Source organism: Cnuella takakiae (assembly GCF_001953305.1).
Classification (GTDB): domain Bacteria; phylum Bacteroidota; class Bacteroidia; order Chitinophagales; family Chitinophagaceae; genus Flavisolibacter; species Flavisolibacter takakiae.
In genome coordinates this window covers 665,306-680,904 of sequence record NZ_MTFE01000010.1, presented here as the reverse complement: position 1 = coordinate 680,904, position 15,599 = coordinate 665,306, and the positions used below count along the sequence as shown (strand labels likewise).

At 53.9% G+C, this 15,599-nt stretch carries 4 protein-coding genes; all 4 read right to left on the bottom strand.

Features of this window, described 5'->3' with window-relative positions:
* Nucleotides 1–29 precede the first annotated feature (29 nt).
* Nucleotides 30–6,911 (bottom strand): MBG domain-containing protein, encoded by a 6,882-nt coding sequence (locus BUE76_RS03270; RefSeq protein WP_143157378.1) that lies wholly within the window; start codon nt 6,909–6,911, stop codon nt 30–32.
* A 485-nt stretch (nt 6,912–7,396) separates the two neighbouring features.
* Nucleotides 7,397–13,744: an MBG domain-containing protein gene (locus BUE76_RS03265; protein ID WP_073045373.1), complete on the bottom strand. Its 6,348-nt coding sequence runs from the start codon at nt 13,742–13,744 to the stop codon at nt 7,397–7,399.
* Nucleotides 13,745–14,576: 832 nt separating this feature from the next.
* A complete protein-coding gene (locus BUE76_RS03260) occupies nt 14,577–15,098 on the bottom strand; it encodes a 2'-5' RNA ligase family protein (RefSeq protein WP_073045371.1) in 522 nt (173 codons plus the stop codon).
* A gap of 105 nt (nt 15,099–15,203) precedes the next feature.
* Nucleotides 15,204–15,428 carry a hypothetical protein gene (locus tag BUE76_RS03255; protein ID WP_073045369.1) on the bottom strand — a complete coding sequence of 75 codons (225 nt, stop codon included), beginning with the start codon at nt 15,426–15,428 and terminating at the stop codon, nt 15,204–15,206.
* Nucleotides 15,429–15,599: the final 171 nt, after the last annotated feature.

Sequence of the window (15,599 nt, the reverse complement as noted above, 5' to 3'; positions counted from 1 at the left end):
CGGGGCAGGAACAGGGAAATAAGGATTGATTAGCGCAGCAGGCTCAGCGTACCGCGTTTGATGATGTTGCGACCATCCTTACCCAGGCCTTCGGCAAACCAGAGGTAGGTTTCGGTGGGCTGCAGCGCACCCAGGTAGCGGCCATCCCAGCCTTTACCGGCTTCACGGGTTTCATACAGCAGGTTACCCCAGCGGTTGAACACCTTAAAGGATTTGAACTGTACGATGCCGGGCAGTACAGGCTTGATCACATCGTTGATGCCATCGCCATTGGGTGTAAACACATCGGGCACCAGGATGTCGATCAGGCATTCCTGCTGGTCGCGGAAATTGGGGATGCCATCGCCATCGCAGTCTTCGGTACCACCTTCCTGGTTGTCGGGTTTGCCGTCGTTATCCGAATCCAGTTCCCTGAAGTCGGGGATGCCGTCCCCATCAGTATCAATGGGCTGGGCAGCAGAACCGCGTTCCACACGGTCCGAAATACCATCATTGTCTGAATCCTGGTCGCGGAAATCAGGGATACCATCGTTATCGGTATCCAAAGGCTGGCTGCCGTTGCCCTTTTCCTGGGCATCGGTAATGCCATCGTTGTCGGAGTCCACATCCCGGAAATCGGGTATGCCATCGCCATCGGTATCCAAGGGCGTAGCGCTGGAACCTCTTTCTACCGCATCAGGAATGCCGTCATTATCGCTGTCCAGGTCGCGGAAGTCGGGCACACCATCACCGTCCGTATCACGGGGTGTTGCATTGGGGCCCTTTTCGGTTGCATCAGGGATGCCATCCTTATCACTATCGAGTTCGCGGAAATCAGGCGTACCATCGCCATCGGTATCTACCGGTGTGCCGTTGGGGCCTTTTTCAACAGCATCGGGGATGCCGTCATTGTCCGTATCGAGGTCACGGAAATCAGGCACACCATCGCCATCGGTGTCCACTGGCGTACCGGAAGGTCCTTTTTCAATGGCGTCGGAAATACCATCGCCGTCGGAGTCGAGGTCCAGGTAGTCGGGAGTACCATCACCATCGGTATCCGCACAGCTGGCACCCAGCGAAGGGCACTCAATGCTGTTGGTGATACCATCGCCATCGCAGTCGCCTGCGGGGTCCATGGCATATACAAAGGCAGCACTGGTGGTATTGCCACAGGCCGTACCCATATTGATCACAACCGTATAGCTGCCGGGAGCCGTTGCGGTATATGTGCGGGCAGTAGCGCCGTTGATGGCGGTACCGTTGCGCAGCCACTGGTAGGATACCGCGCCGCTGTTGGCCGAGAGCACCACCGAAGATCCGGGGCAATAGGCCGCGCTGCCGCCAGGGGTGATGGCCGCCGTTACCGGCTGGCTCACCGTTACGGTAGCATTGGCGCTGGTAACGGTAACGTTGCCTGCTGCGCTTACAACCACCGTATAGGTGCCTGCGTCAGCGGCAGTCAGGTTGTTCTTGACATATGTGGCGCTGGTAGCACCGCTAATGGCCACCCCGTTTTTATACCACTGGTAACCCGTAGCATTTGCCGCCGTTACCGAAAGACTGAGGGTACCACCCTGGCAAAGCGCTGCACCCTGTGGCTGGCCGCTGATAGCAAGCGGGCTCTGCGTAATGGTGAACGATGCAGGGGTATAGGCAATAGTATAGTTGCTGTTGGCCAAACCACTAAAGCCATAAGTACCCATGGTTTCACCGGTGGCACGCACCACGGTACCCGTGAGCACATCGCTGCCCAGCAAGCCTGCAGTGGTGTAGGTAAATACGGGGTCAGGTGTTCCCAAAGGTTTGGAAACAGGCGACACGGTAACCGTTACAGGCACCGCCGTGATATTGGCCGTGGTAGCGGCACTGGTAGCAGCCAGGGTATAGTTGGCAGCAGCCATACCGCCGATGCTGATACCGGTAACCGTTACGGGCTTGGCCGTACCTGCATTGGCATTGTTGAACGTGGCCGCAGTATAGTTTACGGTCAGCACATCACCGGCCACGCGGTTGTCGCCCAGGTTTACAACAGCCGCGGTATTGCCATCATAAGGCTTGTTGTTGGCCGTGGCGGTTACGTTCAGCGAACGTGCAGTGATGCCAAAGCTGGCTGGGCTATAGGTAATGGTATAGTTGCTGTTGATCAGACCACTGAAGGCATAAGTACCCACACCGTTTCCTGCAGCACGCACCAGGGAACCATTCAGCACATCGCTGCCTACAAGGCCGGTGATGGTTGGGGTAAACAGGGGATCGGTAGCACCATATATTTTGGTAGCAGGTGCCACAGTTACAGTAACTGCCTTTGCCGTGATGCTGGCAGTAGCCGTTGCAGTATTTGCAGCCAGGGTATAATTGCCGGCAGCAGCACCCGTCAGGCTCAGGCCTGCAACGGTTACGGTTTTACCATTGCCGGCATTGGCATCGTTAAAGGTGGCGGCAGTATGGTTTACGTTAAACACATCACCAGCCACCCGGTCATCGGCCAGGGTTACGGTAGCGGTGTTGTTGCCATCATAGGGCTTGTTGCTGGCAGTAGCTGTGACGGTAAGCGTACGGGCAGTGATGTTGAAACTGGCAGGGCTATATGTAATAGTATAGTTACCGTTGCTCAGGCCGCTGAACGTATAGGTACCCACACCGGTACCGGCAGCGCGGGTGATGGTGCCGGTCAGTTGGTCCTGGCCTATCAGTCCTGTTTGGTTATAGGTAAACGAAGGATCGGCAGCACCATACACTTTGGTGGCGGGCGTCACTGCTACGGTCACAGTCTTGGCTGTAATGTCGGCAGTAGCGGTAGCTGTTGTTGCAGCAAGGGTATAATTACCGGCATCAACACCCGAGATGCTCAGGCCTGCAACAGTCACGGATTTACCATTGCCTACGTTGGCATCACTGAAGGTAGCCGAGGTGCGGTTTACAGTGAACACATCGCCGCTTACGCGGTTGTCGTTCAGCGAAACGGTAGCCGTGCTGTTGCCATCATAGGTTTTATTGCTGGCCGAAGCGGCTACCACAAGCGTACGTGCAGTGATGCCGAAGCTGGCAGGGCTATATGTAATAGTATAGTTGCTGTTGGTTAAACCACTGAAGGCATAGCTGCCTACTGCAGTACCTGCAGCACGGGTAACCGAGCCGGTCAGCGCATCGCTGCCCACCAGGCCGGTAGATGTGTAGGTAAATGCGGGATCGGCAGCGCCATACACTTTGGTTGTGGGGCTCACCACCACGGTTACTGCGGCAGCCGTGATATCGGCAGTAGTGGTAATGCTGGTAGCAGCCAAGGTATAGTTGCCTGCATCGGCACCCGAAACGCCCAGGCCTGCAACCGTAACGGTTTTGGCGTTGCCTACGTTGGCGTTGCTGAAGGTTGCGCCGGTATTGCTTACCGTCAGTTGGTCGCCGCTTACGCGGTTGTCGTTCAGCGTAACACTTGCCGTGTTGTTGCCATCGTACTGCTTGCCGGAGGCCAAAGCAGTTACGGTCAGCGTTGCTGGTGTGATGGCAAAGCTGTTATTATATATAATAGTATAGTTGCCGTTGCTCAGTCCGCTAAAGGCATAGGTACCCACAGCCGAACCACTGGCACGCACCAGGGTTCCGGTGAGCACATCGTTGCCTACCAGCCCGGTGGGTATAGCTGTAAAATTGGGGTCAGTGGTGCCATAAACTTTCGAAGCGGGGCTCACGACAACCGTTACCTGTTTGGCCGTAATGCTGGCAGTAGCCGTTGCAGTATTTGCGGCCAATATATAGTTACCGGCATCTGTACCCGACAGGCTCAGACCTGCAACAGTAACCGTTTTACCATTACCCACGTTGGCATCACTAAAGGTGGCACCTGTAATGGAAACGGTCACCTGGTCACCAACCACCCGGTTATCGCCCAGGGTTACAGTAGCAGTGTTATTGCCGTCATATTGTTTATCGGTTGCAGCAGCCGTCACCACCAGGGTAGCCTGCACAATGCTGAAGCTGGCAGGCGCAAAGGTTACGGTATAGTTGCTGTTGCTCAGGCCGCTGAAAGCATAGGTACCCACAGTGATACCGGCAGCATGGGTTACCGTGCCGGTCAGCTGGTCGCTGCCTATTAGGCCTGCGGCTGTATAGGTAAACGCAGGATCAGCCGTACCATAAGTTTTGGAAGTTTGTGCAACGGTAACGGTTACCGGTGCAGCAGTAATATCTGCGTTGGCTGAAGCGGTGGTAGCTGCCAAAGTATAATTGCCAGCAGCAGTACCCGAAAGACTCAGGCCTGAAACCGTTACTGCTTTGTTGGTGCCCACGTTGGCATTGTTGAACGTAGCGCCGGTATAGTTTACCGTTACAGCATCACCAGCCAGGCGGTCATCGCCGAGGGATACGGCAGCCGTGTTATTGCCATCGTACATTTTGGAGGTGGCGGTAGCGGTGGCCGTCAGGGTACGGGGATTTACCGTAACGTTTACCACTTTGGTACCCGGCGCATAAGCACCCACCGAAGCCTGGCTGATGGTTACTTGCGTGGTACCCGCACCCACAATGGTGAAAGTGCCGTTGCTTTCGGTTACCACACCGGCAGCACCCGTTACCTGGTAGGTATAAGCACCGGTAGTATTGGCCGAAATGGGGCTCATGGTGAAACTGTTGTCACCATAGGTTTTTACAATATCCGCCTGGGTAATAGGTGCAACCGTTTGGTTGGAAATTGTGAGGGTACCATCGGTGCCTGATGCCACAAAGTTGTAGTTGGCGGCACTGAGGCCACTTACATCAGGTACAATAGCATAAGTACCAATCGCAGTAGCAGTAGTGGCAGCCCCGCCATAAATAATGGAGCCGGTCACCACGGAGCTGTTGTCGGTATTTACAAAGCCCGAGTAGCTGGAGGTAAATGCTGTAAAGGGCTGGCCATCGGCAGTTTTCACCTGGTCGTCGGCCCGAACGGTTACCGTTGCTTTGTTCACGGTAAGCGTACCCGGGGTATAGGTAAAGCTATAGTTGCCGGAAACAAGCGTACCCACGGCAGCAGTAATAGGGTAAGTATTAACAGCGCTGGTAGCAGTAGCGGTAGTAGACAGGGCGGGTGTGCCGGTTACGCCGCTGCTTGCCAGGTTTTGGTTGTAAACAAACCCGTTGTAAGAAGCCGTCAGCGTGGGGTTGGCCCCGCCATAAGTTTTTGTTTTACCATCAGCCGTTACCGAAAGGCTGGCTTTGTTTACGGTAACATTCACCACCTTGGTACCCTGACCATAACCGCTTCCGGGAGCCTGGGTAATAGTGATCTGGGTGGTACCGGCGCCCAGGATAGTAAAGTTGTTGCCGCTGGCCGACAATACATTACCGTTTCCGGTAACGGCATAGCTGAATGCACCCGTAGCATTATTAGAAGTAGGGTTCAGGGAGAAGGCTGCATCGCCATAGGTTTTTACCACATCGGCATGCGTAATGGTTGAGGCCGGCGTCACATCGGTAATGCCTGCCTGCCCATAAGCGCCTGCATTGTTTAAGATGCCCCCGTTGGAAATGGCACCTGTATTCAGGTTGAAATACAAGGTGGGTGCAGTTACGCCATCATTCAGTACAGGCACTTTGATCTGTATGCTGTTTACCGTTGTACCAAAAGAAAGGGCGCCACCGGTGTAATTGGTATAGGTACCGTTGCTATTGGTTTTATACTGTATGCCGGTTGTTGTGTAGTTGGTGCCGGCAACAGCTGTTACCGCAGTAAGCGTGGGGGTAAAAGAATAGGTGGAAGTAGCATTGGGGCTTACTGTCAGGTCGAAAACAACCGAACCTGCATTTTCTGCAACCGTAGGATTGCTTACGGTTATTTTAGGCGCACTCTGCTGGTTGGCCAGCACGGTGTTCATATCCCGGTCGTAGTTGGGGTCCGAAGAAGTGGTGATGGTACCACCCGTACTGTAACGCGATTCGTGGCCAGGCATAATCAGCCAGTAAACCTGTGCCTGTGTGGTGTTGGTGGGGTTGGTTGCCAGCAGAAACTGGAGTGCAGTGGTGGTGGATCCTGATTTATCCTGGCGTGAAATAACACCGGTCAGGGTTTGCACCACGCCGTTAACGTCCACATAGGTTATAAAACCACTTACGTTATTGCCGCTTTTTACAAAAGTGGCATCATTGGGGTTGGCTGAAGTAAAACGAAATCCTGACCCGGCAATAGGCTGTATACCAGTTACCGTGTTGTCCTGCAAGGTATACATACCCGTACCCTTGTACATATTGTTGAAATAAATGGTAGCTTCTTCCACCACTACTTCCTTGCCCGCTATTACCAGTGCCTCTATGTCGTTCTCTTCCGCCATGCGTTTGGCTTCCGCTTCATTTACCGGCAGGTGCAGCAGGCTGTGGGCAAAAGCCTCGCCTTCGTCGCCGGGGGTTTCCAGGTTGCCGTTGAGGTAATAATCAATTGCATGGCCCATTTCCTCTGCCAGTACCCTTTCCACACCCGATTTGCTGGCCAGTTGTTCCAGCCAGTAATGGTTGAGGTAAATGGCAGGCTGGCCGTTTACCCCTTTACGGGTAAAAGCACCATAGGCACCCCTCAGCTGCTCGTTGCTCAACTGCTGGATGCTTACGCTCAGTGCGGTTTCGGGATTATTGGCCAAAATGGCCAGGCGTGCCTGCCAAAAAGCAGAAGGCTGGCTGGCGCCACCGTTGAACAACTGGAAGAACCGGGTTGCTGCACCGGGCACCTGCAGGGCTTTGCCGATCTTCTCCACCAGGCTGGTGCGGGTATGCTGGATGGTTTTTTCAATGGGTGCTCCCTCGAGACGCCCGGTTGTTTTGGCACCGGCAACCAGGGTGCAAACCAGGGTGAGCACGGCCAGGAAAACGAAGTTTTTGTTTTTCAATACAGGCAAAGCAGGTTGGGTACGGGCAGCACGGGGTTGCTCGTTGCGCAAGAGGCGGGCAGCAAAGATTGGATACATGAATAATAGGTATGCTCCATCAGGCAAAAAGATACCGGCACCACCGGGCAAATGGGGGAACGGCTAGCGCAAATGGATTTTTTTGCAAAGCAACTATATATATAGCGCATAATGATACATTATAACCTGAAATAAACTGTACTACATAATAACCACCATCTTTCCAGTTAGGGTTTACCACTACGCCATATTAGAATTTTTTCGAAAATGGCGGCAACACTACTCTTTTTTGCCCGTAAATACCGGGATTGAGTATTGCGTGGTTTCGCTTATGATAAATACGTAGTCCTCATAGCTTGGGCATACTAGGATGCTGGCGATGGGCCTTCAGCCAAATAGGATAAAGCCCATCAAACAGGCGCCGTGTATATTTTAATGTGCAGGATAAGGATCCCGTCAATTATTGCCCCAACCTGTAGGAAGTGCCTTCCAAATTGATACATACAGGTTTTTGCTCCCTGGCTACGGCATAAACCATGATGTACTTACCGGGTAATGATCACAAACCCTTTTCCTTCCAATGGGCTGCCGTCTTTTTTCTCTGCCATCAGCACCCATACATAGGTATCCTCAGGTTGAGGGGTCCCCCTGAAGGTGCCATCCCAGCCCCTGCTGGCGTCGGCAGTTTCAAACATGATCTGTCCAAAGCGGTTGAACACCCGGAAGAATTTCAGCTTCAGCCCGGGCCCGATCACCCGCAGCTGGTCGTTGCGGCCATCGCCGTTGGGCGAAAAAGCATTGGGCACATAAAGGCCGCCCTGTTCAAATACCCGCACTTTCACCCGGTCCACCACCACGCAACCCGTATTTTCGGTCACTTTTACGGTAAACTCCTGGTCCTGCTGCACCCGCACCTCGGTGCTGGCCGCATTGGGCGCACTAAGACCTGTGGCCGGCAGCCACTGGTAAGCAGTGCCAAAAGGACGGGCATGGAGTTGTGCGCTTTCCCCTTTTACCATCGATACCAGCGGCAGCTCTACCGGCTGGCGCACCGGTTTGTTCACCCGCAGGGTACTTTCCACATAACGAAAGCTGTAGTTGGCAGCGGCTCCGCCCGTAAGGGTGATGGGGTAAAGGCCGGCGGGACTGCTGGCGGTAGCGGTGGTGCTTACCTGCGGCTGGGCGCTCAGCACGGCAGCATGCTCGCCTTTTACAAAACCCCTGATGGTATAGGAAAGGGTGGGGTTGCTGTCGTTTACACAACGGTAAGCGCCATTGGCCACTACGATAAGGGGCGCCTTGTTCACCACCAGGCGGGCACTGGCGCTGGCCGCATTGTAGTTGCGGTCTTCGGCCTGCCATACCATAATGGGTGCCGTGCCCACGCTCAGCACTTTTACCGTACTGCCCGCCAGCAGGGCCACCGAATCGTTGTTGAGGGCAAAACTAAACCGGCCCGTGCTCTTGCTTTGCGGGGTTGCCAGCCTGAAGTCGGGGTCGCCATAGGTTTTTACCACGTCGGGCAGCACCAGTACGGGGTCGGCTTTCTGGATGGTGAGCAGTCCATCCTCGTACCGTATATCGTAGTTGGCGGCGTTCAGTCCACCGGGACGCACGGCATAGCTGCCCGCATCGGTAGCAGTAACGCCGGTTCCGGCAAATTTCAGGGTACCCTGCAGCACGGTACCCGGCTCTTCGCCCCGTACCAGACCGCCAAAGCTTACTTTATAAGCCGTGGCAGGAAAAGGCTGCCCATCGTAGGTTTTGGAATGGTCGAGGGCCTTCACCACCAGGGGCGCCTTGTTGATAACCAGGGTGCCTGCGGCAAAATGGGGTTCGTAGTTGGCCGCCCACAGTCCGTCCGGAACAATGGCATAACTGCCTGCCCGGGTGGCGGTAGCGGCAGCACCGCCAAAAAGGAGCCTGCCCGAAAGCTGGCGTTCATCTTCACCGGCAACAAAACCCTGGTAGCCAACCGTATACCCCGCAGGGCTGAAAGGCTGACCGTCGTAGGTCTTTGATTTATTTTCTGCCGTTACCAAAAGAGGCGCTTTGGCAATTACCAGGCTGCCCGGAAGAAAACTGATGGCATAGTTGACGGACGCAATACCGCCGGGTACAATCTGGTAGGAACCCGCATTGATGGCCGTCTGCCAGTTGCCGCTGTAGGCCAGGGTTCCGGTGAGCACCGCTGGCGTTTCCTCGGCTACAAAACCGGCATAGCTCACGCCATGGGTGCCGGCATATGGACGGCCGTCGTACACCTTGCGGGCATCGTGCACCTTCACCGTAAGTGGTGCGGGGCGGATGGTTAAGGTAGCAGGTTCATAAGTAATGGTATAGTTGGCAGCCTGCAATCCGCTGAGGCTAAGGGTATAGGTACCTGCCCGGCGCACACCCTGTGCTGTGCCACCGTACTGGGGATTGCCTCCCACCACCGATGCATCTTCACCCGGCACAAAACCGGTGTAGGTAATACCGCTCCCACCCTGCCAGGGCTTGCCATCATAAATTTTTTCGGCATTGACCAGCCTGGCTATCAGGGTAGCGGGACTGATTGCCAGGGTACCCGGTACATAGCTAATGAGGTAGTTGGCTGCCGAAAGTCCATCGGCAGTAAGGGTATAGCTGCCTACATTTTTGGCACCCTGCGCCGTACCGCCGTAACGCGCACTGCCTTCAAGCACAGCGGCGTTTTCACCGGCCACAAAACCGGTAAAGCTTAAACCATTGCCACCCGAGTAAGTGCGGCCATCATATATTTTGGCTGCAGACTGAACGGCAGCTACCAGGGCCGCTTTACGGATGGTAAGCGTACCTCCCTCGTATTGGATGGTATAATTGGCAGCAGTAAGCCCCGACGCTGTGATGCCGTAGCTACCCGCATAGGTAGCACTGATGGCAGCACCTTCAAAACGGGGGTTACCCACAAGAGCCGTTTGCGCTGTTTCATTGCCTACCAGACCACGGTAACTGAGGGTATAACCACCAGAAAATGGGCGGCCATCATAGGTCTTCTCTTTATTGTCCACCATTATGGTAAGCAGGGCAGGCCTGATTTCCAGGGCACCAGCTTCGTAGGTAATGGTGTAGTTGGCAGCCGTTAGCCCAAAAGGCTGTATGGCATAGGTGCCAACACCGGTAGCCCTTTGCCAGCTACCGCCGTAATTGATAGTACCTCCCAGCACGGCTGCTGTTTCTCCCACCACAAAGCCGGTGTAGACAACACTATGTGTGCCACTGAATACCTGCCCATCGTAGGTTTTGATCTGATTTGCAGCCCTTACCTGCAAAGGTGCCTTGTTGATGGTAAGGGTACCCGCCACATAGGTGATGGTATAGTTGTATGCAGACAAGCCACTTGCCGTTAAGGTGTAACTGTCCGCATCCCTGGCACCTTGTGCCGAACCGCCGTAAACTGCAGTGCCGCTCAAAGCGGAAGCATCTTCACCACCAACAAAGCCGGTGATGCTGATGCCATTGCCGCCACTATAGCTTGTACCATCATAGGTTTTGGCAATACTGTTTACCGCAACGGTAAGCAGGGCCGGGTTAATGGTGAGGGTACCGTTGTTATAGGTGATATCGTAGTTGGCTGCCGAAAGTCCGCTGGGAATAATGCTATAGCTGCCCACATGAACGGCAGTCTGCGCAGTGCCACCATAAACAAGGTTACCCCCAAGTATGGTGGCATCTTCGCCAGCTACAAAGCCGCTATAGCTGACCCCGTTTCCACCTGCATAAGGTTGGGCATCGTAAGTTTTGGTAGCCGATCCGGCACTTACCAACAGGGACGCCTTACTAATGGTAAGGGTACCCGGCACATAGGTAATGGTATAGTTGGCAGCCGAAAGCCCGCCTGCACTGATAGCATAGCTACCCGCACCAACAGCCGTTGAAGCAAAGCCTCCAAAAACAGGGGTGCCGCTCAACACGCCCTGGTAGTTCTCGCCGGGAGCAAAGCCGCTTACCGACAGGGTATAGCCGCCGCCATAGACTTGACCGTCATAAATTTTTTGTTTGTTGTCAACCGTTGCAACAAGGTTTGCGGGTGTGATGGAGAGGGTGCCGCCCACATAGTTGATTTGGTAGTTGGCAGCCGTTAGACCCAAAGGCTGGATGGAATAGTCACCCACGGCAGTGGCCGGTTGCCAGTTGCCGCCGAAGCTGAGGGTTCCGTTCAGCACCGCCTCCGACTCACCGGCCACAAAGCCCGAGTAGCGCACACTGTGGGTACCGCCAAAAGTCGTTCCGTCGTACACTTTTGTTTGCGCAAGAGCCTGCACGGTTAGTGGAGCGGGCGTGATGGTAAGCGTACCAGCCATGTACTGAATGGTATAATTTGCGGCTGCCAACCCGCCTGCCGACAAAGCGTAAGTACCGGTATTCTTTGCTCCTTGTGCAGCACCGCTGTATTGGAGGTTGCCTCCCAGCACAGTTTCTGTTTCGTTACCTACAAACCCGCTATAGCGCACACCATTGCCGCCCTGGTAAGCCAGACCGTCATAAGCCTTGGTATGGCTGAGGGTGGTTACAGTAAGCACCGCCGGGTTGATGGTGAGCGTACCCGCAGTATAGCTAATGGTATAGTTGGCAGCCGTAAAGCCGCTGGCAGTAAGGGTATAGTTGCCCATATTTACGGCGCCTTGCGCAGCACCGCCAAAGGTGAGATTGCCACCCAGCACCGTTTGCGTTTCGCCGTTCATAAAACCGGAAAAACTCACCCCGTTGCCACCACTGTAGGGTTGTGTATCGTAGGTTTTGCTATGGTTGTTGGGCCGCACCTCCAATGGCACCTTGTTGATGGTGAGGATGCCCGTTACATAATTGATATTATAATTGGCAGCAGAAAGCCCACCGGCTGTAATGGTATAGTTACCGGCATTTACCGCCGCCTGTGCGTTGCCGCCATATACCAGCGTTCCACTTAATACCGACGGATTTTCGCCATTTACAAAAACACCATAAGAAATATCATAACCGGCGCTGTACACCTGCCCGTCGTAGTTTTTGGTGCGGTTCAGCACGGTAATGGTCAGCGTGGCCTTATTGATATACAAGGTACCATCGGCATAGGTGATGATGTAGTTGGGCGCTGTTTGTCCCTGTGGCGTAATGGTATAGGTGCCGGCGGCAGTGGCGCCCTGCCAGTTGCCTGTATACGAAAGGGTACCTGTAAGCGCATTGGTTTCATTGTCGCCGCTTACAAAACCATTGTAGGTAACCGAGTGGCCACCGCTGTACACCTGACCGTTGTACACCTTGCTTTGCGCCTGTGCAGAAATGGTAAGCGGTGCAGGATCGATCACCAGCCTGCCGCTAATATAACTGACATTGTAGTTGGTGGCCGTAAAGCCCGATGGAGCGATGGCATAAGTGGCAACGTTTTTTGCTCCCTGCGCTGTGCCGCCATACCTGAGCGCTCCCTGCAGCACGGCAGTTGTTTCTCCCGCCACAAAACCCGCATAGCCTACGCCGTTGCCGCCGCTGTATGGCTGGCCATCGTAGGTTTTCACCTCGTCGGCAGCAGTGATGGTGAGGGATGCTTTCAATACATGGAGCTGGCCACCCACATAGGTAATGGAGTAGTTGTTGCTGGACAGCCCGCCGGGAGTGATGCCATAGGTGCCGGCATTCACCGCCTGTTGCGAGCTGCCGCTGTACTGGAGGGTTCCGGAAAGCACGGCCGGAGTTTCGCCGTACACCAGCCCGGTATATGTAACCCCGTTGCCGCCGGTAAATGCCAGGCCATCATACAGTTTCGTTTTATCGATTGCCTTTATCTGCAGGGAAGCAGGCAGCACCGTTACCTTAACTACCTGGGTTCCCATGCCATAGCCGCTGCCTGGTGCCTGGTAAATGGTTACCTGTGTAACCCCCACACCCAGGATGCTAAAGTTGTTGGTTTGTTGCATTTGCATTACCACGCCTCCCGGACCCGTTACGCTGTAGGTGTAGCCACCGGTAGTGTTGGGAGAGCTGGGGTTGAGCGTAAACGGCCCATCGCCATAGGTATATACCACATCGGACTGGCTGATGGGTGCCGGGTTGCCATCGTTGTCGAGGATGGAGGCTTGCCCAAACGTGCCCTGGTGGTTCAGGAAATTGCCCCCGGTAATGGGCCCCGAGTTCAGGATAAAAGTTTCATTGCTTTCCACAACATTATCATCTACCAGCGGCACCCTTATCTGGAAAGAAGTAACAGAGGCCGACACGTTGATGGGGCCCGACACGGGTTGCCACCCATTGCCGGTATTGTACTGCATGGAAGTGGTGTAATCGGAAGGCGATGTTGCCGTGCCTGCAGCAAGGGTGGGCGTAAAAGAAAAATTGCTGGATGCTGCGGGGTTTACCGTCAGGTTGAAAACCATAAAGCCTGCATTTTCCACTGCCGATGTATTGGCAATGGATAGGCGGGGCTCCGACTGCTGGTCTGTTACAGTGGTATTCAGCGAAGACAACAGGGTGCTTTCGGACGAGGTGCGTACATCGGTACCTGCTCTGTACATACTCTCTGATCCTGCCAACACCAGCAGGTAGCCTTTCCCATTTACCAGGTCAACGAAATAGAATCCTTCCGGAACCCCGTTTATTTTATCTAAACGGGAAACAATACCGGTAATCTGTATTACTCTTCCGGTAGGATCCACATAATTGAGCGTACCGCGTATATCGTTGCCACCAGCATCGGCCACAAAGTTGGGAGCATCGGGGTTGAGCGAAGTAAAGCGGAAGCCGGTACCCTGTAACAGGGTAATATTGGCAATGGGGCTGCTGCTCGCATTATAACCAGTACCAGCTCCTTGGTAAACATTGTTGAAATAAACGGAAGCAGCCCGTGTACGAACGCTCCATAGCGTCATACACAAAAGCAACAGTAACAGGTGCTGCAATCCAACGCATATTGTTGTTTTGCTAGAATTCATGGGATACGGCTAAGTGCCTGTTTGGTTTGGACTACGGACTAAATGCAGGACTTTTGCTGGTGCAAATGCAGGCCGGCAGGTCAGCTGCACAGGAAAAACAAACACCAAACTAGTAAGACCAGCTCAGGTATAACGCGTAAAAACGCGTAAAAACGGGAGGCTAATGGAAAACACATATAGCTAAAAAGTACTTTCTGTTAAGGGGAGACGTAGTTTTCCGCGGGTGGCCGCGTAGATGCACCCATAATTGCAGGAAAGCGGTGGGATACAGCTATCCTCCTGACCATAGCAACACCTTTGCAACTCAGGAAATTTTGGCCAACAGCTTCTGTTTTACAACGCTCCTTGAAGGGGTTATTCTGTATAAATAAAAAGCCCACGCATGGCTGCAGGGCGAACCACAATCCAATTATGCACTTCGCTCTATCTGCTTACCAAAGCCTTAGGTCAGATTGTGCTCGGCGGAGTTCACCCCATTGTAGCAGCGGCGTACCTGCATGCTTAACCCGATCATAGCTTGGGCCTACCTGCAAACCCTGCCACTCCAAAGCAGCACATGGAAATAACAAAGTACTGATTGCTTTTAACTGCTTTTCGGTTCCGATCGCAGGTCAGCATTTGGACAAACTGCACCATAGTTCCCATTTTCTATTCCCACTGTTACGGTAAAGTGGGAACAAAGTAGGGATATACACGGCTTATACCTGGGATATGGTGGGAGGAAGGTGGGGACAGGGTGGGAATAAGGTTAGACCAATAATAACGGTAGTATGTTCTCAAGGCAATGTTTCCAGGCCGGCTAAACTGCAGCCGCCTGGCCGGAAGAGGAAGCAAAAGGGTAATCCTGCAATAGCTGCCAGGGACCGCCCATATAAGCCCATAGCTGTACGCCGGCTGCCTGCACGTGGAATGGGGTGAAACCGGCTTCAAGCTGTTGTAAGAGCTGGCGGGCTGCTGGCGGCATTACCTTGTTTTGTACCGTTATATGTGGCTGCAGGGGCTGCCGGTCCTGCGGGGTGAGCAGGTCAAACCATTGTTGCTGCAGCTGCCGGTGCCAGGCCTGCAAAGGCGGGCAGTGCAGGCGGAAAGCCACGCCACCACCCAACGACCGCAGGCCGGTAACTTCCAGCTGCAAGGGCTGTTGGGTGCCTGCAGCACCGGCAAGCTGCTGCCGCAGTTCAGGTGTATCGGGCAGGTGGTGAAAAAGCGTCAGGTGCGCAGCTATAAAGTTGCGCTCCGGTGGAAAATGCGCTTTGCGCAACTGGTTGAAGTACTGAAAGGAAGCCTCGTCGAGGTGAAGCGTAAGGATGAGGGGAACCAAGAACCAGTGATTGATAGGATTTTGAAAGAATTGCCAGGAAGGATTTCTGCAGCTTGCTGTACGGGCAACCCTATAAGGTTTTTAAAACCTTATAGGGTTGAAAAGCTAATGCTGCGAGAGGAGGTATTTTTCCAGTGCTTCCACTGCCTGGTCCTGCACTGTCTCGGGCAAGGGTTCCACCGGGTGCCACTCGTCGTGCTCCCGGCGAAAGGCAAAGCTGCTGCCTTCAAAACCATTGGGAATAAACTGGTACTGCTCCTGGTCAAATACCACACGGTAGGCCATGCTGCCGGCACCTTGAGAAATCTGGGTAGTGAAAAGTTCTTCCATATGGGATAGTTTGAATTTGGTGATGGGCGATGGACAACAGACAACAGACGACGAACGCCCCACGATTCACGATCCTAAAAAGATGTGCCACCCCAGTACCTGCAAGCGGATAGAAAATTTATCTACACCAGTCCTTTCTGTATAAATAAATACCAGCTTTGCGGCGCAAAA